Origin of the sequence: Aureimonas mangrovi, assembly GCF_014058705.1 — a bacterium.
Taxonomy (GTDB): domain Bacteria; phylum Pseudomonadota; class Alphaproteobacteria; order Rhizobiales; family Rhizobiaceae; genus Aureimonas; species Aureimonas mangrovi.
This window is the reverse complement of record NZ_CP059692.1, coordinates 2,491,082-2,515,071: the sequence shown is the minus strand read 5'-3', so window position 1 is coordinate 2,515,071 and position 23,990 is coordinate 2,491,082. Positions and strand designations below refer to the sequence as shown.

The window sequence follows — 23,990 nt, the reverse complement described above, 5'->3', positions numbered from 1 at the left end:
CGACTAGATGCGAAATTCACCGTGAACGACAACCTTGACGACGCGACGAGCGCGAGACCGGCCGGCGATGCGTGATTTCGGCAACAGCGCCTTCTGGCGCGAGAAGCAGCTGGAAGAGCTGGACGAGCGCGAGTGGGAGGCCTTGTGCGACGGCTGCGGGCGCTGCTGCCTCAACAAGCTGGAAGACTGGGACACCGGCGAGATCGCCTGGACGAACGTGGCCTGCCAGCTTCTCGACGGCGAGGCCTGCCGCTGCTCGGACTACGAGAACCGGCAGGCCACCGTGCCGGACTGCGTGCGGCTGACGCCGGACGTGGTGCGCGCGATCTCCTGGCTGCCGAAGACCTGCGCCTACCGCCTCGTGGCCGAGGAACGCGACCTCTACTGGTGGCACTATCTCGTTTCGGGCGACCGTGACACGGTGCACGAGGCCGGGATTTCGGTGCGCGGGCGCACGGTGAGCGAAGTGGGGCTGGAGCCTGAGGACTACGAGGACCACCTGGCCGACTGGCCCGGCGAGGATCCGACGGACAAGAATAAGACCAAAAGCATAAAATAGGAAAATAGTCATTGACACCGTGACGGTGCCCGTGTAGGGTTCAGGCACGGTCGGAAATCTGCGGCCGGCGGGCGGCGGCCCTCTTCGGAGGGCGGCCGCTTCTTTGTTTCTGGAGGGGGCGATGCCGGGTCGCAGGAAGGTTTTTCTGGCCGATCGGCTGACGGTTCTCCTCAAGGCCGAGCTGACCGCGCTGGAGGCGGCGCGCAAGGTGGAGCGAGCCGATGCGGACGAGGACGTGCATTCGCGGCCCGCCGAGGTGAAGGCGCGGGTGGAGGCGGTCTCGCAGATCACCCGGACGCTGGAGAAGCTCCTGGAACTGCGGCGCCTCGAGGCGCTGGGGGAGGCGGAAGGAGAGGACGAAGCGGAGACGGGCCGCCTGCGCGACGAACTGATGGCGCGCCTGCGCGCCCTCGACGCAAGGCGCGAGGCCGGGGCAGGTCTGTTTGCACCGAAGGATGCCGAGGCTTGAGCGTGCTTCTGGACGAGGCGGGCTTCTGGCGCGGGATCGAGCGGGAGATCGCCTCGGCGGCCGCGCCCATCCTGCGCGCGGCGATGCCGGGCTGGCCGGTGATGGCGCGGGCCGAGCAGCTTCCGCCGCCGGGCGGCTGGCGTCAGTGGCTGATGATCGGCGGACGCGGCTCCGGCAAGACGCGGGCGGGCGCCGAGTGGGTGCGGGCGATGGCTCTGGGCGAGGCGCCCTTCGCGGCGCGCCCGCACGGACGGATCGCCCTGGTGGCGGAAACGCTGGGCGATGCCCGCGAGGTGATGATCGAGGGCGAGAGCGGCTTGCGCGGGCTCGACTTCGCAAGGCGTCCCGTCTTCGAGGCGACGCGGCGCCGGCTGGTCTTTTCCAACGGCGCGGTGGCGCAGATCTTCTCCTCCGAGGACCCGGAGGCGCTGCGCGGCTACCAGTTCGACTGCGCCTGGGGCGACGAACTGGCCAAGTGGAAGCACCCCGAGCCGTGCTTCGACAATCTGCAACTGGCACTGCGGCTGGGAGAGCGGCCGAGGGCGCTGTTCACGACGACGCCGCGCGCCGTGCCGCTGCTCAAACGCCTGATGGCGGAGGAGGGCACGGCGGTGACGCGGATGACGACGCGCGAGAACGCGGCAAACCTCGCGGATGGGTTCCTCGACGCGATGCAGGCCCGCTACGGGGGCACGCGGCTCGGCCGGCAGGAACTCGACGGCGAAATGCTGGAGGCGCGCGAGGACGCACTGTTCGACCGCGCCGCGATCGACCGGCTGCGGGTGCGCGCGGCGCCCGCGCTGAGGCGTATCGTCGTGGCCGTCGACCCGCCGGCCTCGTCGGGCGAGCGCTCCGACGCCTGCGGCATCGTCGCGGCGGGGATCGCGGCGGACGGCACGGTCTACGTGCTGGAGGATGCGAGCGTGCGCGGGGCTCGCCCGCCCGAATGGGCGGCGCGGGCGGTGGCGGCCTTCGAACGGCTGGAGGCGGACCGGATCGTCGCCGAGGTAAACCAGGGCGGCGACATGGTGGAGGCCGTGATCCGCGCCGTGCGCCCGGACGTGCCGGTGCGGGCGGTGCGGGCCAGCCGGGGCAAGTGGGTGCGCGCCGAACCCGTGGCTGCGCTTTACGAGCAGGGCCGTGTGCGGCACGCCGGCGCCTTCGCGGCGCTGGAGGACGAGATGGCCGATTTCGGCCCCGACGGGCTTTCGGCCGGGCGCTCGCCCGACCGGCTGGACGCACTGGTCTGGGCCGTGACGGCGCTGATGCAGCCGCAGGCCGAACCGCGCGTGCGCGGGCTTTAGGGGCCTGATCCCACACAAGATATCGATCGGAGAGAACGATGAGGCTCGGAGCAAGGCTCAAGGCCCTGGTCGGCGCGCGTGCGCCCGCGCCGGCCGAAACGCGGTCGGCCGGCTATGGGGGTGGAACGCTCGTCTTCACCGGGCAGGTGCCGGGAGAGGCGGGCGGCGAGCGCACCTATGGCGGGCTCGCGCGCAGCGGCTTCATGGCCAACCCCGTCGTCTACCGTTCCGTGCGGCTGATCGCCGAGAATGCGGCCGCCGTGCCGCTGCTCCTCTATCGCGGCGCGCAGGAGGTGGAGGCGCATCCGATCCTCGACCGCCTGCGCCGGCCGAACGCGATGGAAGACGGCGCGGCGCTGATCGAGACGCTGTGCGGGCACCTGCTGCTTTCCGGCAACGCCTATCTGGAGGCGACGCCGGGAGAGGGCGGGCCGGCCGCGCTCTATGCGCTGCGGCCCGACCGGCTGCGCGTGATCGAGGATGCGGACGGCTGGCCGCTCGGCTACGAGCACCGCGTCGGCACGCGGGTTAGACGGCTGCCGGCCGAGGGCGAGGACGGCCGACCGGGGCCGGTGCTGCACATCCGCCTGTTCCATCCTCTGGCCGAGACGGACGGCTTCGCGCCGCTGGCGGCGGCACGAGCCGCGCTCGACCTGCACAACGCGGCGGGGCGCTGGAACCAGGCGCTTCTGGAGAACTCGGCGCGGCCCTCCGGCGCGCTGGTCTACCAGCCGGGCGACGGCGGCAATCTCTCGCAGGACGGCTTCGAGCGGCTGAAGGCCGAGTTGGAGAGCGGCTATTCGGGAGCGGCGCGCGCCGGGCGGCCCATGCTGCTGGAGGGCGGGCTGGACTGGAAGGCGATGGCGCTTTCGCCCAAGGACATGGACTTCATCGAGGCCAAGAACCAGGCGGCGCGCGACATCGCGGTCGCCTTCGGCGTGCCGCCGATGCTGCTCGGCATCCCCGGCGACAACACCTACGCGAACTACGCGGAAGCCAACCGCGCCCTGTTCCGCCTGACCGTGCTGCCGCTAGTGCGGCGCCTGACGATGGCGCTCGGCGACTGGCTGGCGGCGCATGCGGGCGAAGGGAGCGAGCTTCGGCTCGGCTTCGACGCCGACCGCATCGAAGGGCTGGCCGCCGAGCGCGAGGCGCTCTGGGCCCGCATCGGCGCGGCCGGCTTCCTCACGGACGAGGAAAAGCGCGAGGCCGTCGGCTACGGCCCGCGCGCCTGAGATTTCACAGTCGAGAGGAGGGCGACATGAGCGCCGATCCCATTTCACCGCTCGCGCTATTCGGCGTGAAGCTGACGGGTGCCGTCGCCGGTTCGGCGATCTCGGTCGCCTATCTCCTGCCGTCCGGGCGCCGCGAGGCGGCCGTCCGGTTCCTGGCGGGCGCCGTGACCGGCATGGTCTTCGGCGGCCCGGCCGGGCTGATGCTGGCCGAGCATTTTGGCATCGGCACCAAGCTCTCGCCGGGCGAACTGGCGCTGATCGGCTCGGCATCCGCGAGCCTGTGCGCCTGGGGCGCGCTGGGGGTTCTCACGCGCTTCGCGGACGGCCTGTTCCGGCCGGCGGGAGGCGCCCAATGAGGGCGGCCTCCGTGCCGAGCGTGCGGCGCGCCCGTTCGGGAGAGAGGATGCCATTCGTTGCCGAGGAGAACGGGGAGGGCCGCATCAGCGGCTATGCCAGCCTGTTCGACCGGCCCGACCAGACCGGCGAGCGCGTGCTGCGCGGGGCGTTCTCGCGAACGCTCGCAGAGCGTGGGGCGGGCGGCGTGCGGATGCTGTGGCAGCACGATCCGCGCGAGCCGATCGGGGTGTGGACGCGGCTTTTCGAGGACGAGCGCGGCCTGCGCGTCGAGGGCCGGCTGGCGCTCGCCACCCAGCGCGGGCGCGAGGTCTTCGAACTGATCCGCGCGGGCGCCGTCGACGGGCTGTCGATCGGCTTCCGCACCCGCAGGGCCAGCCGAGACCCGCGCACCGGCGAGCGGCGGGTGAACGAGGTGGATCTGTGGGAGGTCTCGATCGTCACCTTCCCGATGCAGAGCCTCGCGCGGCTTGCCGAAATGCGGGGGCGCGCCCTCGCGGCCAGCCTGACTCAAAGCCTGAAGGCGGCCGCACGCCGCCTTTCCGGCCAGACCCTTACCGCCCGAACCTGAATCAGATCCTGAAAGGAGTGACCATGCACGCACAGAGCTAGTCCGCCCCCGAGATCCGCGCCGAGACGCGCAGCGAAAGCGGCGAGATCGCCGGCGCCTTCGGCGAGTTCATGGAGGCCTTCGAGAGCTTCCGCGAGGCCAATGACGAGCGCCTGACGCAGATCGAGAAGCGCATGTCGCCCGACGCGGTGACGGAAGACAAGGTGGAGCGCATCGGCCGCGCGCTGGACGAACAGGAGAGACGCCTCGAACGCCTGACGCTGCGCCAGGCGCGGCCGCCGCTGGGCGGCGGCGGTCTGGAGCGCGCCGACGAGCGCCCGAGCGAGCACCGGCAGGCCTTCGAGGCCTATGTGCGCGGCGGCGACGAGCACCGCCTGCGCCGGCTGGAGGAGCGCGCGATGAGCGGTTTGACCGGCGGCGACGGCGGCTTCCTGGTGCCGCCCGAGACGGAGACCGAGATCGGCCGGCGCCTCGCGGCAGTCTCGCCGATCCGCTCCATCGCCTCGGTACGCGCCGTCTCCGGCGCCGTCCTGAAGAAGCCCTTCGCGATCACCGGTGCGCAGACCGGGTGGGTTGGCGAGGCTGACCCTCGCGTGAAGACCGACGCGCCTCAGCTTTCCGAGCTGAGCTTCCCGACGATGGAGCTCTACGCCATGCCGGCGGCGACCGCCTCGCTCCTCGATGATGCGGCCGTCGATATCGACCGCTGGATCGGCGAGGAGGTGGAGCAGGCCTTCGCCGAGCAGGAAGGCGCGGCCTTCGTGAACGGCGACGGCATCGCCAAGCCGCGCGGCTTCATGACCTATGAGAGCGTCGACGAGGGCGCCTGGAGCTGGGGCCGCGTCGGCACCGTCTCGACCGGCGCGTCGGGCGGCTTTCTGGACGGGGCCGCGGCGGACGCGCTGATCGACCTCGTCTACGCGCTGAAGGGCGGCTATCGCCAGAACGCCTCCTTCGTGATGAACCGGCGCACGCAGAGCGCCGTGCGCAAGCTGAAGGACGCGGACGGCAACTACATCTGGGCTCCGCCGGCCGGGGCAGGGGCGCGCGCCACGCTGATGGGCTTCCCGGTGGTGGAGGCCGAGGCGATGCCGGACATCGCGGCGGACGCCAACGCCATCGCCTTCGGCGATTTCGGCCGCTTCTACCTCGTCGTCGACCGGCAGGGCGTGCGCGTCCTGCGCGACCCGTATTCCGCCAAGCCCTACGTCCTCTTCTACACGACCAAGCGCGTGGGCGGCGGCATCCAGGACTTCGACGCGGCCAAGCTCCTGCGCTTCTCCGCCTGAGACTGGAAGGCACGAGAACGGGGCCGGGCGCATGCGCCCGGCCTTTCCATCTGGCGAGAGGAGACGCGGCCATGACCCCGATCGGACTCGATTATCTCGGCCCGGAGCCCGTGGCGCTCGCCGAGGCCAAGAGCTGGGCGCGCATCGAGCGCGACGACGAGGATGCGCTGATCGAACGGCTGGTGACGGCCGCGCGCGAAACGGTGGAGTGCCACGCCGGCCTGACGCTGCGCCCGCGCGCCTTCCGCATCGCGCTCGAAGGCGTGCCGGGCGACCGGCGTGTGCGGCCGGGCGGCGCGCCGCTGACTGCCGTGCGCTCCGTGCTCGGCTTCGGGCGCGGCGGCGACGCGGTGGCCCTCGATGCGGCGCAGGTCCGCATCGAGGGCGGCGAGACGATGGTGTTGCCGGTGGAATTCCGTATGGGCGCGGCCGGTGGGCTTGAGATCGAATACGAGGCCGGCATGGAAGCTGAAAACGTGCCGGAGGCAGTGCGGATCGCGATCCTGCGCATGAGCGCGGCCGCCTACGAGACGCGCGGCGCGAGCGATGCGATGCCGCCGCTGGCAGAGGCGCTGCTGGCCCCCTTGCGCCGGGTGCGGCTTTGAGCGCGCTGCGCTTCGTGGACGGCGGGCTCTTCGACCGACGCGCCGTGCTGGAGGCGCCCGCCGGCGAACTCGATGCGATGGGCGGGCGCGCCGAAGGGTGGAGCGAGATGCGCGAGCTCTCGGTGCGGGTCGAGCCGATCGACGTGGATGTCGCCGAGCGGTTCGGGCGCCTCGGCGCGACGCTGACCCACCGGGTGATCCTGCGCTACCGCACGGACGTCGAGCGCGGCATGGCGTTCCGGCTTGGCGCGCGGCGCCTGCTGGTGCGCTCGGTTCACGACCCGGACGAGCGACAGCGCATCCTCGTCTGCCGCTGCGAGGAGGAAGCGTGAGAGCGCGAATGCAAGTGACGACGAATCTACGCGGACTGGGGGCGAAAGCACGCGAGATCGCACGGCGCCGCGTCGTTAAAATTTCATTGAACAAGGTCGATATGGCAGTCGATCACACCACATTACGGCCAGTATCACGCCGTGATTCGATGACGGAGAGAACGCGATGACGCATCCCAGCGCCGACCTTCAATCCAGCATCGTGCGCACGCTGGTGGCCGACCCCGCCCTGGTGGGGCTGCTCGGCGGGCCGAAGGTCTTCGATCACGTGCCCGAGCACGCCAAGTTCCCGTATCTGACGCTCGGCCGCACGGCGGTGGTGGACTGGTCCACCGGCTCGGAGGACGGGCACGAGCACATCCTGACGCTGCATGTCTGGGCGCGCGGCGGCTCAAAGGCCGAAACCTACGAGATCATGGACAAGGTCTCCAACCGGCTCCACGACGCGGTGCTGACGCTCGACGCGCACCGGCTGGTGAACCTGCAGCTCCAGTTCGCCGAGGCGCGGCAGGAGCCGGAATCGCCGACCTATCACGGCATTCTGCGGTTTCGGGCCGTGACCGAACCGCTCGCCTGAGACGATCGGCTAGACGATCGGCATAAGGGCGACGCTGCCGGCCGTCTGACGCAGCCTTCTGCGCTTCCGGTGCTCACGGATAAAAAGTCCGCTCCGCTCCGGTTCCCGAAGAACCACGCCAGCCGACTCGCCACCCCGGCCTTCTGCGCGATCGTCGCGCCGCGGCGGCTTTACAATAAATGCTTCTTTGGGGCGGTCCGGATGGGCCGCCCTTTTTCGTTTCGGGCTTTCGGAGGACGAGATGGGCGCACAGCGCGGCAAGGACCTTTTGTTGAAGATCGACGCCGAGGGCACCGGCACCTTCGCCACGGTGGCGGGCCTGCGCTCGCGCCGCATCGCCTTCAACGCCGAGACGGTGGACGTGACCGACGCCGAGAGCGCCGGGCGCTGGCGCGAGCTTCTGGACGGGGCGGGCGTGCAGCGCGCCTCGCTTCAGGGATCGGGCATTTTCAAGGACGCCGCGTCCGACGCGGCGGTGCGCCAACTCTTCTTCGCCGGGCGGATCGGCGCTTTCCAGATGGCGATCCCGGATTTCGGAGCCGTCAGCGGGCCGTTTCAGGTGACGTCGCTGGAATATTCCGGCGAGCACGACGGCGAGGTCGCCTTCGAGGTGACGCTGGAATCGGCCGGCGCGCTCTCCTTCGAGGCACTCTGACGATGGCCGTGAACCGACGGCGGGGCGAGGTGGAGGCCGAGATCGGCGGGCGCATACGACGCCTGTGCCTGACGCTCGGCGCGCTCGCCGAACTGGAGGACGCCTTCGCCGCCGAGGACGTGGCCGCGCTGGCAAGGCGCTTCGGGTCGGGCGGGCTCTCGGCCCGCGACCTGACACGGATCATCGGAGCGGGTCTGCGCGGTGCGGGCGAGGCGATCGACGACGAGGCGCTGGCACGCCTGCCGATCGAGGGCGGGGCGGCGGGGGCGGCGCGCATCGCCTCCGAGCTACTGGGCGCGGCCTTCGGGGAGGGGGAGGAGCGCGCAAACCCTTGAGGGCCGCCGCGCCCCGGGCGGTGGAAGACACCGGCGCGGCGGCCTTTCCCTGGGACGAGGCGATGGGCTTCGCCTTCACGGTCCTGCGCATCGCGCCCCGCGACTTCTGGGCGATGACGCCGCGTGAACTGGCTGCGGCGCTGAAGCCGTTTGCCGATATGGCGGTGGCGCCGCCGAGCCGCGCGGGGCTCGAAGAGCTGATGACCCGCTTCCCCGACGAGACGAGGAGATGACGCGATGGCGGACGAGACGCTGATCGTCGACGTGCGTGCCGACACGAGCGCCTTCGAGAGATCGCTCGACGACCTCTCCGGCAAGGCCAACGCCTTCGGAGCCGCGATGACCGGCGCGCTGAAGGGCGCGGTGGGCGGCGGGCGCTCGCTCGACGGCGTGTTGCGCGGGCTCGCGCTGCGCATCTCCTCCATCGCGCTGGATGCGGCGCTGCGCCCGCTCGGCAACCTCGCCGGCGGGCTGATAAGCGGGCTCGTCGGCCAGATCGGAGGGGGGAGCGGCGGTGGCGGGGCGACGCCGAGGGTGACGCCCTTCGCCAGGGGCGGGGTGGTGCGCGCGCCGACCTTCTTCCCGACCGGCCGGCAGATGGGCCTGATGGGCGAGGCCGGCGCGGAAGCGATCTTGCCGCTGCGTCGCGGCGCGGACGGGACGCTGGGCGTGGCCGCCAGCGGTGGCGGGCCGGGCGGCGGGCGCGCGGGACCTTCGATCGTCTTCAACGTGACGAGCCCGGACGCGGCGAGCTTCCGCCGCTCCGAAGTGCAGATCCAGGCGATGCTGGCGCGCGCGGCAAGCCGCGGCCAGCGCGGCCTTTGACGGGAGAACTTGCTATGCAGGCCTTCAGCGAGGAGCGCTTTCCGCTCAGCGTCGCCTTCGGCACGAGCGGCGGGCCCGAGCGCCTGACTGAGGTAGTGCGGCTTTCCACCGGGCACGAGACGCGCAACCAGCGGCACCGCCATTCGGCGCGGCGCTACGATGCCGGCTCGGGCGTGCGCTCGGTGAAGGACCTCGCCGCCGTGCTCGATTTCTTCGAGGCGCGGCGCGGGCGGCTCGTCGCCTTCCGCTTCCGCGATCCGCTCGATCGCCATTCCGCCGCGCATGGGCAGGCGGTCTCGCCCTTCGACCAGGTGCTCGGGGAGGGCGATTGGGAGAAGCGCGTGTTCCAGCTGGTGAAGCGATACGGCGCGGGCGTTGACGGCTACGAGCGGCCGATCGCCAAGCCCGTGGCGGGCACGGTGCGCGTCGCCGTGGGAGGCGAGGAGACGACGGGTTTCGCGGTGGATGCGACCAGCGGCCTCGTGACGCTGAACGAGGCGCCGGCAGCGGGTGAGGCGGTGACGGCGGGCTTCGAGTTCGACGTGCCGGTGCGCTTCGACATCGAACATCTGGCGGTGAACATCGCGGCCTTCGAGGCCGGCGACATCCCGACGATCCCGCTCGTCGAGGTGCGGCCGTGAGGACGATCCCGGACGGATTGGCGGAACGCCTCGGCGGGGCCGCGACGACGCTCGCGCGCTGCTGGCGGCTGACGCGCGCGGATGGGCGGGTGCTCGGCTTCACCGACCATGACGAGGCGCTGGAACTCGACGGCACGCGCTTTGCGGCCGCGACCGGGCTTTCCGGCAGCGAGGCGGAGCGCGCGCTGGGGCTCGCGCCCGGCACGCAGGAGGTGGCGGGCGCACTTTCGGCGCTGGCCGTCACAGAGGAGGACATCGCCGCCGGGCTCTACGACGAGGCGCGGGTAGAGAGCTTCGTCGTCGACTGGCGCGAGCCGGAGCATTTCATGCGGCTCGACGTGGCGATGATCGGCGAGATCCGCCGGTCGGGCGAGAGCTTCACAGCCGAACTGCGCGGGCCGGAGGCCGCACTCGACCGCGAGCGCGGGCGGCTCTACCGCCGCCGCTGCGACGCGGCGCTGGGGGATGCACGCTGCGGCGTCGATCTCGCGGCGGGCGGGCGCAGGGTTTCGGGAGCTGTGACGTCGGCCGAGGGCACGACGATGGAGGTGGCGGCGGGCGGCATCGAGCCGGCAGCGTTCTTGCGCGGGCGGCTGACGGTCGGCGGCGAGAGCCGCGAGATCGTCGGCGTCTCGGCGGGTTCGGGCGCCGGCGCGTGGCGGCTTCAGATCGCCGCGCCGTTCCGGGTAGAGCCGAAGGCGGGAGCGGATGCGGCGATGACCGCGGGCTGCGACAAGAGCTTCGCGACCTGTCGAGCGCGGTTCGCCAACCAACTGAATTTTCGTGGTTTTCCGCATCTGCCGGGGACGGACGCGGCGCTCACCATTGCCAAGCGCGACGACCTCCACGATGGCGCGCCGGTGGTGCCGTGAGCGGCCAGCGGGCGCTGGTCGCGGCGCGGCGATGGATCGGCACGCCCTATCGCCACCAGGGCAGCCGGCGCGGGGTGGGCTGCGACTGCCTCGGCCTCGTGCGGGGCGTCTGGCGCGAGCTTTACGGGCACGAGCCGGAAGCGCCTGGCGCCTATTCGCGCGACTGGGCCGACATTGACGACGCCGAACGGCTGATGGAGGCGGCGCGCCGGAATTTCACGGACGTAGAGAGCGGGGCGCCCGGCGATCTCGTGCTGTTTCGCTGGCGGGCGGGGCGACCGGCCCGCCATTGCGGCATCCTCGAGGAGGGCGGCCGGGTGATCCACGCCTATGAGGGCGCGGCGGTCGTCTCCTCGCCGCTGACGCCGGGCTGGCGCTCGCGCATCGCCGGCACCTTTCGATTTCCGGAGTAGAGCATCATGGCGACCATCGTTCTGCAGGCGGCCGGCGGGGCGCTGGGCGGGCTCGTGGGTGGACCTTTCGGGGCGCTTGCGGGGCGGGCGCTCGGCGGCCTTGCGGGTGCCGCCATCGACCAGCGGCTTTTCGCGCGCCGCCGGTCGGTGGAAGGCGCGCGGCTGCGCGGCTCGCGGATGCTCGACGCCGACGAGGGCGCGGGTATCGCCCGGCTCTACGGCACGGCGCGCATCGCCGGGCAGGTGATCTGGACGACGCGCTTCGAGGAAACGCGCACCTCCGAGCGGCAGGGCGGCAAGGGAGGCGGTGGCGGCGGTGCGGAGATCGTCAGCTACAGCTATTTCGGCAATGTCGCGATCGGGCTGTGCGAAGGGCCGATCGCCTGCGTGCGCCGCATCTGGGCGGACGGCGAGGAGATGGACCTTTCCGGCGTCGAGTTTCGCGTCCATCGCGGCGACGAGGCGCAGATGCCCGACCCGCTGATCGAGGCGAAGCAGGGCGCAGGCAACGCGCCGGCCTATCGCGGGCTCGCCTATGTCGTCTTCGAGCGCCTGCCCCTGGAGCGCTGGGGCAACCGCATCCCGCAGATTTCCTGCGAGGTGGTACGCCCCATCGGCGCGATGGAGGAGAAGCTTCGTGCGGTAACGATCATCCCCGGCGCGAGCGAGCACGGGCTCGATCCCGCCTCAGTGCGCGAGCGGCTGGTCGAGGGCGAGGACCGGCTGGCGAACCGCAATCTGCGCCACGCCGGCAACGATTTTTCCGCCTCGCTGGACGAACTCGCCGCGCTCTGTCCGAAGCTGAGGCGCGCCGCGCTCGTCGTCTCCTGGTTCGCGGACGATTTGCGCGCCGGTTCGGCCAGCGTTCGGCCCAAGGTGGAGGTGACGCGGCGCGACGAGACGGAAGCCTGGCGCGTGGCAGGTCTTTCGCGCGGGCAGGCGCGGCTTGTCTCGCGAGAGAGCGGCGGTCCGGCCTATGGCGGCACGCCGTCCGACGCCGGCATCGTGCGCGCGATCCGCGCCATGAACGCGCGCGGCTTGAAGGTGACGCACTACCCCTTCGTGCTGATGGACATTCCCGCCGCGAACGCATTGCCGGACCCCTACGGCGGGGCGCGGCAGGCGGCGCATCCGTGGCGCGGACGCATGACGCTCGACATCGCGGAAGGGCGCGCTGGGAGCGCCGACGGCACCGCCGGGGCGCGCGCGGCGATCGAACGCTTCGTCGGCGCGGCGAGGCCGCAGCACTATGCGACAGCCGGCGGGCGCGTGCATTATGCGGGGCCGGGAGAGTGGTCCTACCGGCGGATGATCCTGCATCAGGCGGCGCTGGCAAGGCTCGCCGGCGGCGTCGACGCTTTCGTGATCGGCTCCGAGATGCGCGGGCTGACGCGGCTGCGCGACGAAGCGGGGCGGTTCCCCTTCGTCGAGGCGCTGATCGCCATCGCGCGCGACGTGAAGGCCATGCTGCCCGGCGCGAAGATCACCTACGCGGCCGACTGGAGCGAGTATTTCGGCTACCAGCCGGCGGACGGCTCGGGCGACGTTTTCTTCAACCTCGATCCGCTCTGGGCGGACGATGCGATCGACATGATCGGCATCGACAGCTACCTGCCGCTGACCGACTGGCGGGCCGAGGACTGGAGCGGCGAGGGGCCGGACGGCCTGCGCTCGCCCTACGAGCCGGGCGGACTGCGAAGCGCGATCGCCGGCGGCGAATATTTCGACTGGTACTATGCAAGCGAGGCCGACCGGCGGGCGCGGCGCCGCACGCCGATCACCGACGGCGCGGCAGGCAAGGCGTGGACGTTCCGCGCCAAGGACCTTCGCGGCTGGTGGGAGAACCTGCATTTCGAGCGGCGCGGCGGCGCCGAGCTGGCCGTGCCGAGTGCGTGGGTGCCGCGCTCCAAGCCGATCTGGCTGACGGAACTCGGCTGCGCGGCGATCGACAAGGGCGCCAACCAGCCGAACGTCTTCCTCGACCCGAAGTCGTCCGAAAGCCATGCGCCCCATTTCTCGACCGGCGCGCGCGACGATCACCAGCAGCGCCGCTTCATCGAGGCGCATCTGGATCACTGGGCCGACCCGGAATCGAATCCGGCCTCGCCGATCTATGGCGGGCGGATGGTGGAGGCGGGCGCAATCCATCTGTGGACCTGGGACGCGCGGCCCTTTCCGGCCTTTCCCGAGCGCCGCGACGTCTGGAGCGACGGCGCGAACTGGGAGACCGGCCACTGGCTGACCGGGCGGCTCGGCAAGGCGCCGCTCGACCGGCTGATCGCGGCGATCCTCACGGATCACGGGATCAAGGACGCCGATGTCTCGGCGGTCGATGGAGAGGTCGGCGGGTTCGTGCTCTCCGGGCCGGGTTCGGCGCGCGGCGAGATCGAGGAGCTGATGCGGCTCGCCGGCCTTTGGGTGCGGTCCCGCGAGGAACGCCTCGTGTTCGGCAGCGAGCGCGCTGCGGGCGATGCGCCTGCGCTGACGATCCTGGCCGAGGAGGGCGACGGGCCGCCGGTGGAGCGCCGGCGCGGCGAGGCCGGGGAGGTGGCGCAGGAGGCGGTGCTGATCTTCGCCGATCCGGGCCGGGCCTATCAGTCGGCTTCGATCTCGGCGGCGTCGGGAGAGATCGGGCGCAACGCGCGCCAGACGCGGCTCGACCTGCCGGTGACGCTGGCAGACGCCGAGGCGCAGCGCTTCGCGGCCGGGCTTCTGGCGCGGGTGGTGGGCGGGCGCGAGACGATCCGCTTCGCGCTGGCGCCGCATGACGTGGCGGTCGAGGTGGGCGACGTCGTGCGGGTGGCGGATGTGCCGGGGCGATGGCGCATCACGCGGATCGAGGACGGTGCGGCGCGGCGCGTGGAAGCCGCGCTCGTGCCGGCCTTCGCGCCCGAGACGCCGCCGGTGCCGACGAGCGAACCTCCGAGCGCAACCGGTCCGGTCTTCGCCTCGCGGCCGCTGGCACATTTCCTCGACCTGCCGCTTGGCGGCGGCGGATCGGGCGGCGCATCGCTCGCGGTCCACGCGCGGCCCTGGATGCCCTATGCGCTGACGATGGCAGGCGAGGGCGACAGCGCAGCACGCCTTCTCGTCACGCGGCCGGCGCGCATCGGCCGGCTGGTTCGCGCGCTCGCGCCGGGGCCGCTCGGCCGGCTCGACCGGGGGAACGAAATCGTCGTCGAGCTTCGGTCGGGGGCGCCGTCGTCGGTGACCTATGCGGCGCTTCTTTCGGGGCGCAACGCGGCGGCGGTGCGGGCCGCGAACGGCGTCTGGGAGGTCCTGCAGTTCGCCGACGCCGAGGAGGTGGCGCCCGCGCGCTTCGCGCTGCGGCGGCTGCTGCGCGCTCAGGGTGGAACGGACGACGCGATGGCCGCCGGAGCGCCGGAGCGCGCGCCCTTCGTCCTCCTCGACGAGGCCGTGGCGGCGGTGCCGCTGCTCGACGGCGAAAGGGGGCTGGAGCTCGCATGGCGCCTCTCGCCGGCGAGCCGCCCGCTCGACGATGCGGCCGCGGTGACGCTGCCGGCGACGCTCGGCCTGCGCGAGATGCTGCCGCTTTCGCCAGTGCATCTGCGGGCGCGGTTCGAGGCGGACGGCACGACGACGCTCTCCTGGATCCGTCGCTCGCGCGTCGACGCCGACCGCTGGGAGAGCCTCGACGTGCCGCTGGGCGAGGAGGAGGAGCGCTACCGCGTCAGCATCGAAGTGCCCGGCGCGCCGGCCTTCGTGAGCGAGACGACGACGCCGAGGCTCGTTCTGACGGCTGCCCGACAGGCCGAGCTCTTCGGCGCGCTGCCGCCGAGCGTTGCCGTGACGGTGGCGCAGGTGAGCCCGGTGGCGGGGCCGGGCGTGGAGGCGCGCGCGATGATCTCGCGCGGGTGACGAAGCAACAGAGGGAAAGGAGCCATGATGAGCAAGGACTGGTACAAGTCGAAGACCATCTGGGGTGCGGCGCTGGCACTGAGCGGCGCGTTGGCGGGCCTCTTCGGCGTCGAGACGAGCGCGGAGGCGGGTGAGGCGCTGACAGCGGCGCTGACGGACCTCGCCACGGCGCTGGGCGCGGTTGTGGCGATCTTCGGCCGCTTCCGGGCCGTCGATCCGATCCGCTGACGAGGCGGGCGGCGCGTCTCGCGCCGCCCGCATTCATTCGACATTCAGCGGAGAGGCGCTAAACCTTGACGCGAAACCTTCTCCGACCGGTCCGGCCCATGCGCGCTCCTGTTTTCTCCCGCCAGCTTCTCGCCCTCGTGGTCGCGCTCGCCTTCGCGCCGGCGGCGTTCGCCGCGCCGACGCCGGGGCTTCTGAGCAGCACGCAGGCTGAGGCGCAGAGTGAAGATGCCGGCGAGCCGACGATCGAACTGGCGCAGGGCAACTGCTCGGCTGCCGCCGCGCAGGCCGCCGCGCAGAGCGGCGGTCAGGTGCTTTCCGTGTCCTCGCGCCAGCAGAACGGCCAGACCGTATGTGTGGTGACCGTTCTGATCCCCGGACAGGACGGCGGGCGCCCGCGCCGCACGACGATCACGATCCCCGGCTAAGCGTCCGCTCGACCGCCCGGAAGACCACGGAACATTCTTCATGCGCATCCTGATCGTCGAGGACGACCGCAACCTCAACCGCCAGCTCGACGAGGCGCTGACCGGCGCGGGCTACGTCGTGGACAAGGCGTATGACGGCGAGGAAGGTCACTTCCTCGGCGACACCGAGCCCTACGACGCGGTGATCCTCGACGTCGGCCTGCCGGAGATGGACGGCATTTCCGTGCTGGAGCGCTGGCGCCGCGACGGGCGGGCAATGCCGGTGATCATCCTCACCGCGCGCGACCGATGGAGCGACAAGGTGGCCGGGATCGACGCAGGTGCCGACGACTACGTCGCCAAGCCCTTCCACATCGAGGAGGTGCTGGCGCGCGTGCGCGCGCTGATCCGACGCGCGGCTGGCCACGCTTCCTCCGAGATCATCTGCGGGCCGCTCAGGCTCGACACCAAGGCCTCGAAGGCCAGCGTCGACGGCGCGCCGCTGAAGCTGACCTCGCACGAGTACCGGCTGCTGTCTTACCTGATGCACCACCAGGGGCAGATCGTATCGCGCTCGGAACTGACCGAGCACATGTACGATCAGGATTTCGACCGCGACTCCAACACGATCGAGGTCTTCGTCGGGCGGCTGCGTCGCAAGATCGGCAACGACCTGATCGAGACCGTGCGCGGGCTCGGCTACCGCATGGGTCCCGGTGCGTAGCGGCGACGAGGAGGCCGCGCGACCAGACGGTTCGCCGGCGGCGCAGACCCGTCCGCGCAAGCGGCGCTGGCTCAACATGCTGGCCGTTCGCGTCATCGGCCTTTCGAGCATCTGGGCCGTCGCCGCCTTCCTCGTGGTCGGCGGGCTGATTTCGAACCTCTACGAACGCACGGCCTTCGCCGGCTTCGAGGCCGTCGTGCGCGCGCAGCTGTACAACCTCGTCAACTCCGTCACCGTCAACGAGGATGACTTCCTTTCCGGCTCGCCCGATCTCGGCGACCTCTCCTACGCGCAGCCGCTTTCGGGCTGGTACTGGGAGGTGGTGCCGGCGAGCGACAACACCTTCGGGCGGCTCGCATCCTTCTCTCTGGGCGCCGGACAGATCGCCCCGGTGCCGACGGATGCCGAGCCCTTCGACGGCCAGTACCGCCGCTCCTACCTGACTGACGGGCTCGACGGCGAGCGCGTGCTGGTGGAGGAGGCGGAGGTGGTGCTGGATGCCGACAACCACGCCGCTCGATTTCGCGTGATGGGCAATGCAAGCGTCGTGCAGGCCGATATCGCGCGCTTCAACCGGACGCTGGCGCTGTATCTGGGGCTCTTCGGCCTCGGCTCGATCCTCATCAACGCGTTGGCGATCCTGTTTGGCCTGCGCCCGCTCGGCACGGTGCGCCGCGCACTCAGCGCGGTGCGAACCGGACGGGCCGAACGGCTGGACGGTTCGTTCCCGGCCGAGATCGAGCCGCTGGCTGCCGAGATGAACGCGCTGATCGACAACAATCGGCGTATCGTGGAGCGCGCACGCACGCAGGTGGGCAATCTCGCCCACTCCCTGAAGACGCCGATCGCGGTTCTCACCAACGAGGCGGACGCAATCGGCGGAGCGCGCGGGCGCCTCGTCGCCGAACAGGCCGGCACGATGCGCGTGCAGGTACAGCACTATCTCGACAGAGCGCGCGTGGCCGCGCTCACGGAGGGTTCCGTGGCGCGAACGCCGGTCGGCACTTCGCTGGAGCGGCTGGTGAAGGTGATCCGGCGGCTGAACCCCGAAACGAACGTCGAGGCGCCCGACGCCGGCACGCTGGGCGCATTGGTCTTCGCGGGCGAGCGCGAGGATTTCGAGGAAATGGTCGGCAACCTCCTCGAGAACGCGGCGAAGTGGAGCGCGGGGCGCATCGTGGTCTCGGCGCGCGCCGACGGGCCGGAGCGTCTGGTCGTGGCGGTAGAAGACGACGGGCCCGGCATGACGCAGGAGCAGATGGAGGGCGCGGCGCGGCGCGGGCGCCGCTTCGACGAGGCCAAGCCCGGGAGCGGCCTCGGCCTGTCGATCGTGAGCGATACCGTTTCGCAATATCGCGGAGACTTTCGCATGGCCCGCGCGCCGATCGGCGGACTTCGAGCGGAATTGCACTTGCCTCGCACCGCCCTTGAGACGATGTCGTAGGAAGCAATGTCTCCAGCCGTCGTTACGGGTCCGCCATGCGTCTGTCTTCGCGTCGCCTTCTTCCGCTCCCGCTTCTCATGGTTCTGACCGGGTGCCTCTCCGGCCCCAGCGTCACCAATGCGTCCTTGGCGCCCGAAACGCCGAACATCGCCGCCTTGACCGGCGGGCTCCTGGCGCAGCCGGGCGGCGTGGAGCTTCCGGCGAGCGCCAAGCGGCAGGCGCTGGAGGCCGAATATCAGGCACTCCAGTTCGGGCGCGTCGGCCAGCCTATCGACTGGAGCGCGGAGGGATTCCGTGGCGAGGTGGTGCCGACACAGCTCTATCGCGTCGGCTCGCAGGACTGCCGCGGCTACACCCATTCGGTCTCGCGCGGGACGACGACCGTGCGCCAGATCGGCACCGCCTGCCGCTCGGGCGACCTCTGGACGCCAGTCTGAGCCGGTATCTGCCGCCTTCGCGTCACTCTTGAAGATGACTATGCTGGCATAGATGTGAATGGGGCGGAGCCGGCACTTCTGCTAGCAGTTGCGCCAACATCCATCTGGTCGCGGGGACCGTCCGGCTTTCCCTGCGCGCTTCTCCGTGATTGAAGAGCGCATGTTCTGGACTGCCGCCGCCCTTCTGACCGCCATCGTGGCCCTGACGCTCGCCCGCCCGCTCCTGCGGGCGGCGCCGAATGGTGCGCCAGCGGGCGTGGAGCACGACGTCGAGGTCTACAAGGCACAGCTCGGCGAACTCGACGGTGACCTGCGGCGCGGCACGATCTCCGCGAGCGAAGCCGAATCCGCGCGTGCCGAGATCGGGCGCAGGCTCCTGCGCGCCGCCGCGCAGACGGGGCAGGGTACGGGTGCGCCGGTCCGGCTGACGCCGGCCGCGCTCGGCATCGCCGTCGCCTTGCCGCTCGCCGCACTCGGCTTCTACGGCTGGGTCGGCTCTCCGCAGATGCCCGATGCGCCGCTTGCCGCGCGTGCGGACGTGGCGCCCGGCGACATCGACCTTCAGGCGATGATCGCGGCGGCCGAGGCGCGCCTGCGCGCGAATCCGCAGGATGGCCGGGGCTGGGACGTTCTGGCGCCCGTCTATCTGCGCGCGGGCGATGCCGGGAAGGCGGCCCAGGCGTATCGACAGGCGATCGGGCTTCTCGGCGAAACGCCGGTTCGGCTCATGGGCCTCGGCGAGGCGTTGACGCGTGGCGCCGGCGGCGAGGTTACGGACGAGGCGCGGGAGGCCTTCGAGCGTGTCGCGGCCGCCGAGCCAGAGATGACGGCGCCGCGCTTCTTCCTCGCGCTCGATCTTTCGCAGGAAGGGCGGTTCGCGGAAGCCGCGGAGGCCTGGCGCGCGCTTCTGGAGACGGCGCCGGCCGATGCGCCCTGGCGCCGGCTCGCCGAGGACGCCTTGCGCGATGCGCAGGCGCAGGGCGGGATGCCGTCCGGCGGGCCGACGGCCGCCGAGGTCGCGGCGCGCGCGGCCGCGACACCGCAGGGCGAACAGGGCGAGATGATCGCCGGTATGGTCGCGGGCCTTGCCGCGCGTCTCGAAGCCGAGCCGGACGATGCCGAGGGTTGGGCGCGGCTGGTCCATGCCTATTCGGTTCTCGGCGACCGGCCGGCGGCGAGCGCTGCGCTCGCGCGTGCCGGTGAGACGTTCGACCCCGGCTCGCCCGAATGGCGCCTGATCGAGACGGCTGCGCGCAACGCCGGCATCGAACCGTCTGCCGGCGAAGGGGAGGCGCGGCCATGACCCGCAAGCAGAAGCGGCTGGCCGGCATCGGCGCGATGATGGCGGTCGTGGCGCTGGCGATGGGGCTCGTTCTCACCGCGCTGTCGGATTCGGTCGCCTTCTTCAACTCGCCCACGGATCTCATGGCCGACACCGCAGTGCCCGGACAGCGCGTGCGTCTCGGCGGCATCGTGGAGGCGGGGTCGGTCGTGCGCGGCGCGGGTGAGGAGGTGCGCTTCAGCGTGACCGATTCGGTTGAGAGCGTGCCGGTGATCTATGTCGGCCTCCTGCCCGATCTCTTCCGCGAGGGGCAAGGCGTGGTGACGGAGGGCGCACTCGGGCCGGACCGCGTCTTCGCTGCCGATACCGTGCTCGCCAAGCACGACGAGACCTACATGCCGCGCGAGGTCGTGGATGATCTGAAGGCGCGCGGGCTGTGGCAGGAGGGCGAGGGACTGGCGCCGGCCGCGCTCGCCCGGCCGGTGGAGGAGAGCGGCTCATGATCGTCGAGCTTGGACATTTCGCGCTCGTCCTGGCTCTGGCCGTGTCGCTGGTGCAGTCCACGCTGCCGATGGTCGGCGCGCGGCGCGGCGACATGCGGCTGATGGAGACGGGCTCGGTCGCGGCGGTGGCGACGCTGGCGCTGCTCGGCCTGTCCTTCGCGGCCCTGACGATCGCCTACGTCAACTCCGACTTCTCGGTGCTGAACGTCGTCCAGAACTCGCATTCGCTGAAGCCGCTTCTCTACAAGATCACCGGCGTGTGGGGGAACCACGAGGGCTCGATGCTCCTGTGGGTGCTGATCCTCGCCTTTTTCGCCTCGCTCGTCGCGCTGTTCGGGCGCGACCTGCCGGCAAGCCTTCGCGCCAACGTCCTGTCCGTGCAAGCCTGGATCACCAGCGCCTTCCTCGTCTTCATCCTGCTGACCTCCAACCCGTTCGAGCGCGTCTTCCCGGCGCCGATGGAGGGGCAGGATCTCAATCCGATCCTCCAGGACATCGGGCTCGCGATCCATCCGCCGATGCTCTATCTCGGCTATGTCGGCTTCTCGATCGCCTTCGCCTTCGCGGTGGCCGCGCTGATCGAGGGGCGCATCGACGCCGCGTGGGCGCGCTGGGTGCGACCCTGGACGCTGACGGCCTGGGTCTTCCTGACGGCCGGGATCTCGATGGGCTCCTACTGGGCCTATTACGAACTCGGCTGGGGCGGCTGGTGGTTCTGGGACCCGGTGGAGAACGCGAGCTTCATGCCGTGGCTTTCGGGCACCGCGCTCCTTCATTCGGCGCTGGTGATGGAAAAGCGCGCCGCGCTGAAGATCTGGACCGTGCTCCTCGCGATCCTCACCTTCTCGCTCTCGCTCCTCGGCACGTTCCTCGTGCGCTCCGGCGTCCTGACCTCGCTGCATTCCTTCGCGGTGGACCCCGAGCGCGGCGTCTTCATCCTCGCCATCCTGTGCGTCTTCATCGGCGGCTCGCTGGCGCTCTTCGCCTGGCGCTCGAGCGAGCTCGAGGCGGGCGGCCTCTTCACGCCGATCAGCCGCGAGGGCGCGCTCGTCTTCAACAACCTGTTCCTGACCACGGCGACGGCGACGATCCTGATCGGGACGCTCTACCCGCTGGTGCTGGAGACGATTACGGGCACCAAGATCTCGGTGGGCCCGCCCTTCTTCAACGCGACCTTCGTCCCGCTGATGCTGCCGCTTCTGCTGGCCGTGCCCTTCGGCCCGCTGCTGGCCTGGAAGCGGGGAGACCTGAAGGCGGCGGCCGAACGGCTCTACTTCGCCGTCGGGCTGTCGCTGTTCGCGGCGATCCTGACGCTGGCGCTGGCGGAGGGAACGCGCATCCTCGCCGCCTTCGGCTTCGCACTCGCGGTCTGGCTGATGGCGGGCGCGCTCGTCGATCTCTGGGGCCGCGCCGCCTTCACGCGTGTGCCCTTCGCAACCGCGCTGCGGCGCCTTGCCGGCCTGCCGCGCTCCGCCTTCGGCACGGCGCTCGCCCATTTCGGGCTGGGCGTGACGGTGCTCGGCATCGTCGCCGTCAGCGCCTTCGAGACCGAAAGCGTGACGGTGATGGAACCCGGCCAGCACTTCGAGGCGGGCGGCTATACCGTGCGCTTCGAGGGCATCGTGCCACGCGAGGGGCCGAACTACACCGAGGATGTCGGGACCTTCGTCATCGAGCAGGACGGCGAGGCGCGCGGCCGCGTCGAGAGCGCGCGACGCTTCTACCCGGCGCGGCAGATGCCGACGACCGAGGCCGGCATCCACACCGAGATCTTCACGCAGGTCTACGTCTCGCTTGGCGATCCGCTCGCCAATGGCGGGCAGACGGTGGTGCGCATCTGGGTGAAGCCGCTCGTCACGCTGATCTGGTACGGCACGGTGTTCATGTCGCTCGGCGGGCTCGTCTCGCTGGCCGACCGCCGCCTGCGCGTCGGCGCGCCGTCCCGGCGCAAGACCGCCGGCGGCACCGAGGGCGAAGCGCCCGGCGGGCGGGGCGTGCCGGCATGAGGCGCCTTGCCGCCGCGGTTCTCTTCGGCCTCACGCTCGCCGCCGCGCCTGTCGGGCCGGCCGCTCTCGCCTATCAGCCGGACGAGGTGCTGGCCGATCCGGCGCTCGAGAGCCGCGCGCGCGATCTCTCGGCCGAACTGCGCTGCATGGTCTGCCAGAACCAGTCGATCGACGATTCCAATGCGCCGCTCGCGCGCGACCTTCGTCTCCTGGTGCGCGAGCGGCTGGTGGCCGGCGACAGCGACCGCGAGGTGCTGGATTATCTCGTTTCGCGCTATGGCGAATTCGTGCTCATGCGCCCGCGCCTTTCCTGGCAGACGGCCGCGCTGTGGTCTCTGCCGGCGCTGCTGCTTCTGGCTGGGGGCGGGTTCCTGCTCGCGCAGGCGCGCCGCCGTGCCGCGCCCATGGCGTCGGGCCTTTCGAGGGAGGAGGAGCGCGCGATCGCGCGTCTCCTCGACAAGGAAGGCTCGTAGAGCGCCCTGCGTCCTTTCGGACGCACAACGGTCGCTTTACCACTTTGAGTCTGATGCTGTAGAGCGCCTCAGCCGAAGCGGGCTTCGGAAGGCTCGCCGGTCTCTGCCAGCATGGCAGCCTCGCCGAACACGCCGCCGACGCCGATGAGGATTGGCCGGTCGAGCCCGATCTTCGCCACGATCTCGGGCAGTTCCGTGAGCCGACCTGCCTCGCGCGTCTCGTCCGGGCGCGAGAGGTTGGCGGCGACCGCGACGGGCGTGTGCGGCGCCATCCCCTCGGCGATCAGGCGATCGCGGATGCGCTCCGCCATTCGCCCGCCCATGTAGAAGATCGTCGTCGCATGGGCCTGCGCCAGCGCCGGCCAGTCGACGTCCTCGCTCAACGCACCCTTGCGCGAGTGGGCGGTGACGAGGCGCAGCGAGTGCGAGTGCTCGCGGTGGGTCAGGGAGACGCCGAACGCGACCGCCAGCGCGGACGCCGCCGTGATGCCCGGCACGATGGAGACGGGAATTCCCTCGCGCTTCAGCTCGGCGATCTCCTCGCCGGCGCGACCGAAGATCGAAACGTCGCCGGACTTCAGCCGCACGACGTTCTTGCCCGCACGCGCGAGCGCGACCATCGTTTCGTTGATGTCCTCCTGGCGGCAGCTCGTGCGGCCCGCGCGCTTGCCGACCAGCATGCGCCGCGCCTCGCGCCGCGCGAGTTCGAGGATGTCGTCGGAGACGAGGTCGTCGAAGAGGATGACGTCCGCCGCCTGAAGCGCGCGCACGGCCTTGAGCGTCAGAAGTTCGGCCTCGCCCGGCCCGGCGCCGACGAGTGTGACGCGCCCGCCCGCCGAACCGCTCCGGCCGGCTTCGACGTCTCGCAAGAGCGCGGTCGCGTCTTCGTCCTGCGCGGGTGCGCGCCCGGACAGGGCGAGATCGGAGAAACGCTCCCAGAAGGCGCGACGCGGCGCCCCGGGCGCCAGCCGCTCGATGACGGCGGCACGCACACGCGCGGCAAGCCCGGCCCAGTGCGACAGGCTCGGCGGCAGCAGCGTCTCGATCCGCCGCCGCACGGCCTGGCCGAGGATCGGGGCGGCCCCGTCCGTCGCGATGCCGACGACGACGGGCGAGCGGTTGACGACGGTGCCGAAGCGGAACTGGCAGAAGGCCGGCTTGTCGATGACGTTGACGGGAACGCCGGCCGCGCGCGCGGCGCAGGCGAAGGCGGCGGCTTCGCCGTCGGTCTCGGCGTCCGCGACGGCGATGGCGGCACCCCCGAAGATATCGGCACCCCAGCGGCGATCGTGGTGGATCAGGCGGCCGGTCTCACGCGGGGCCTCGAGAAGCGCCCGCATCTCGCCGGACAGGTCTTCTGCCGGGGCATAGACTTCGACATCGGCGCCGGTGGCGGCGAGAAGCTCGGCCTTCCAGGCGGCGGCGTCCGTGCCACCGGCCATGATCGCACGCTCGCCGCCGAGGTTGAAGAAGAGGGGAAGGGTGGCGAGCGGCGCGATGCGTTCGCGGCGAACCTCGCCACGCGCGTCCCGGTCGCCGATCGTCGCCATCTCGCCCATGTCCGCTCCGTCATC

Annotated in this window: 28 protein-coding genes; 27 read left to right on the top strand and 1 reads right to left on the bottom strand. The window is 71.2% G+C overall.

Features of this window, described 5'->3' with window-relative positions; genetic code table 11:
- Positions 1-67 precede the first annotated feature (67 nt).
- From H1343_RS12050 to H1343_RS11920, 27 genes are all read left to right on the top strand, one after another.
- Positions 68-559: a YcgN family cysteine cluster protein gene (locus H1343_RS12050; protein WP_185985633.1), complete on the top strand. Its 492-nt coding sequence runs from the start codon at positions 68-70 to the stop codon at positions 557-559.
- Between the two features lie 121 nt (positions 560-680).
- On the top strand, positions 681-1,028 hold the full coding sequence (locus H1343_RS12045) for a hypothetical protein (RefSeq protein WP_185983134.1): 348 nt from the start codon (positions 681-683) through the stop codon (positions 1,026-1,028).
- 83 nt (positions 1,029-1,111) lie between these two features.
- Complete coding sequence (locus tag H1343_RS12040; RefSeq protein WP_185985632.1) at positions 1,112-2,332, top strand: DNA-packaging protein; 1,221 nt, start codon at positions 1,112-1,114, stop codon at positions 2,330-2,332.
- 38 nt (positions 2,333-2,370) lie between these two features.
- Positions 2,371-3,567 (top strand): phage portal protein, encoded by a 1,197-nt coding sequence (locus H1343_RS12035; RefSeq protein ID WP_185983133.1) that lies wholly within the window; start codon positions 2,371-2,373, stop codon positions 3,565-3,567.
- A gap of 26 nt (positions 3,568-3,593) precedes the next feature.
- Positions 3,594-3,923 (top strand): DUF6107 family protein, encoded by a 330-nt coding sequence (locus H1343_RS12030; RefSeq protein ID WP_185983132.1) that lies wholly within the window; start codon positions 3,594-3,596, stop codon positions 3,921-3,923.
- Positions 3,924-3,970: 47 nt separating this feature from the next.
- Positions 3,971-4,492 (top strand): HK97 family phage prohead protease, encoded by a 522-nt coding sequence (locus H1343_RS12025; RefSeq protein ID WP_185983131.1) that lies wholly within the window; start codon positions 3,971-3,973, stop codon positions 4,490-4,492.
- 53 nt (positions 4,493-4,545) lie between these two features.
- Positions 4,546-5,781 (top strand): phage major capsid protein, encoded by a 1,236-nt coding sequence (locus tag H1343_RS12020; protein ID WP_246333604.1) that lies wholly within the window; start codon positions 4,546-4,548, stop codon positions 5,779-5,781.
- Positions 5,782-5,852: 71 nt separating this feature from the next.
- Positions 5,853-6,386 (top strand): head-tail connector protein, encoded by a 534-nt coding sequence (locus H1343_RS12015; protein ID WP_185983129.1) that lies wholly within the window; start codon positions 5,853-5,855, stop codon positions 6,384-6,386.
- Entirely contained in the window at positions 6,383-6,718 is a 336-nt protein-coding gene (locus H1343_RS12010) for a phage head closure protein (protein WP_246333007.1), read from the top strand. The genes H1343_RS12015 and H1343_RS12010 overlap by 4 nt, the downstream gene beginning before the upstream one ends.
- 166 nt (positions 6,719-6,884) lie before the next feature.
- Complete coding sequence (locus H1343_RS12005) at positions 6,885-7,295, top strand: DUF3168 domain-containing protein (protein ID WP_185983128.1); 411 nt, start codon at positions 6,885-6,887, stop codon at positions 7,293-7,295.
- Positions 7,296-7,536: 241 nt separating this feature from the next.
- Positions 7,537-7,950 (top strand): phage major tail protein, TP901-1 family, encoded by a 414-nt coding sequence (locus H1343_RS12000; protein WP_185983127.1) that lies wholly within the window; start codon positions 7,537-7,539, stop codon positions 7,948-7,950.
- Positions 7,951-7,952: 2 nt separating this feature from the next.
- Positions 7,953-8,285 (top strand): gene transfer agent family protein, encoded by a 333-nt coding sequence (locus H1343_RS11995; RefSeq protein ID WP_185983126.1) that lies wholly within the window; start codon positions 7,953-7,955, stop codon positions 8,283-8,285.
- Positions 8,282-8,518, top strand: coding sequence for a rcc01693 family protein (locus H1343_RS11990; RefSeq protein WP_185983125.1), 237 nt, complete (start codon positions 8,282-8,284; stop codon positions 8,516-8,518). The genes H1343_RS11995 and H1343_RS11990 overlap by 4 nt, the downstream gene beginning before the upstream one ends.
- Before the next feature lie 4 nt (positions 8,519-8,522).
- A complete protein-coding gene (locus tag H1343_RS11985; protein ID WP_185983124.1) occupies positions 8,523-9,110 on the top strand; it encodes a phage tail tape measure protein in 588 nt (195 codons plus the stop codon).
- 14 nt (positions 9,111-9,124) lie between these two features.
- Positions 9,125-9,751: a DUF2460 domain-containing protein gene (locus H1343_RS11980; RefSeq protein ID WP_185983123.1), complete on the top strand. Its 627-nt coding sequence runs from the start codon at positions 9,125-9,127 to the stop codon at positions 9,749-9,751.
- Positions 9,748-10,623: a DUF2163 domain-containing protein gene (locus tag H1343_RS11975; RefSeq protein ID WP_185983122.1), complete on the top strand. Its 876-nt coding sequence runs from the start codon at positions 9,748-9,750 to the stop codon at positions 10,621-10,623. Before H1343_RS11980 ends, H1343_RS11975 begins: the two co-directional genes overlap by 4 nt.
- Positions 10,620-11,036, top strand: a complete 417-nt coding sequence (locus tag H1343_RS11970; protein WP_185983121.1) for an NlpC/P60 family protein — start codon at positions 10,620-10,622, stop codon at positions 11,034-11,036. Before H1343_RS11975 ends, H1343_RS11970 begins: the two co-directional genes overlap by 4 nt.
- Positions 11,037-11,042: 6 nt before the next feature.
- On the top strand, positions 11,043-14,915 hold the full coding sequence (locus tag H1343_RS11965; protein ID WP_185983120.1) for a baseplate multidomain protein megatron: 3,873 nt from the start codon (positions 11,043-11,045) through the stop codon (positions 14,913-14,915).
- 27 nt (positions 14,916-14,942) lie between these two features.
- Complete coding sequence (locus tag H1343_RS11960) at positions 14,943-15,143, top strand: hypothetical protein (protein WP_246333005.1); 201 nt, start codon at positions 14,943-14,945, stop codon at positions 15,141-15,143.
- A gap of 98 nt (positions 15,144-15,241) precedes the next feature.
- The gene (locus tag H1343_RS11955) at positions 15,242-15,568 is read left to right on the top strand and encodes a hypothetical protein (RefSeq protein ID WP_185983118.1); all 327 of its coding nucleotides are present in this window, start codon (positions 15,242-15,244) and stop codon (positions 15,566-15,568) included.
- A 40-nt stretch (positions 15,569-15,608) separates the two neighbouring features.
- On the top strand, positions 15,609-16,271 hold the full coding sequence (locus tag H1343_RS11950; protein ID WP_185983117.1) for a response regulator transcription factor: 663 nt from the start codon (positions 15,609-15,611) through the stop codon (positions 16,269-16,271).
- Between the two features lie 76 nt (positions 16,272-16,347).
- On the top strand, positions 16,348-17,715 hold the full coding sequence (locus H1343_RS11945) for an ATP-binding protein (RefSeq protein WP_185985630.1): 1,368 nt from the start codon (positions 16,348-16,350) through the stop codon (positions 17,713-17,715).
- Between the two features lie 77 nt (positions 17,716-17,792).
- Positions 17,793-18,152 (top strand): hypothetical protein, encoded by a 360-nt coding sequence (locus H1343_RS11940; RefSeq protein ID WP_246333003.1) that lies wholly within the window; start codon positions 17,793-17,795, stop codon positions 18,150-18,152.
- A 160-nt stretch (positions 18,153-18,312) separates the two neighbouring features.
- The gene (ccmI, locus tag H1343_RS11935) at positions 18,313-19,455 is read left to right on the top strand and encodes a c-type cytochrome biogenesis protein CcmI (RefSeq protein WP_185983115.1); all 1,143 of its coding nucleotides are present in this window, start codon (positions 18,313-18,315) and stop codon (positions 19,453-19,455) included.
- A complete protein-coding gene (gene ccmE, locus H1343_RS11930) occupies positions 19,452-19,937 on the top strand; it encodes a cytochrome c maturation protein CcmE (protein ID WP_185983114.1) in 486 nt (161 codons plus the stop codon). The genes ccmI and ccmE overlap by 4 nt, the downstream gene beginning before the upstream one ends.
- On the top strand, positions 19,934-21,943 hold the full coding sequence (locus H1343_RS11925; protein ID WP_185983113.1) for a heme lyase CcmF/NrfE family subunit: 2,010 nt from the start codon (positions 19,934-19,936) through the stop codon (positions 21,941-21,943). The genes ccmE and H1343_RS11925 overlap by 4 nt, the downstream gene beginning before the upstream one ends.
- Positions 21,940-22,416 (top strand): cytochrome c-type biogenesis protein, encoded by a 477-nt coding sequence (locus tag H1343_RS11920; protein WP_185983112.1) that lies wholly within the window; start codon positions 21,940-21,942, stop codon positions 22,414-22,416. The genes H1343_RS11925 and H1343_RS11920 overlap by 4 nt, the downstream gene beginning before the upstream one ends.
- A gap of 68 nt (positions 22,417-22,484) precedes the next feature.
- Here the strand turns inward: H1343_RS11920 and cysG are convergent, their stop codons facing one another.
- The gene (gene cysG / locus H1343_RS11915) at positions 22,485-23,966 is read right to left on the bottom strand and encodes a siroheme synthase CysG (RefSeq protein ID WP_185985629.1); all 1,482 of its coding nucleotides are present in this window, start codon (positions 23,964-23,966) and stop codon (positions 22,485-22,487) included.
- Positions 23,967-23,990: the final 24 nt, after the last annotated feature.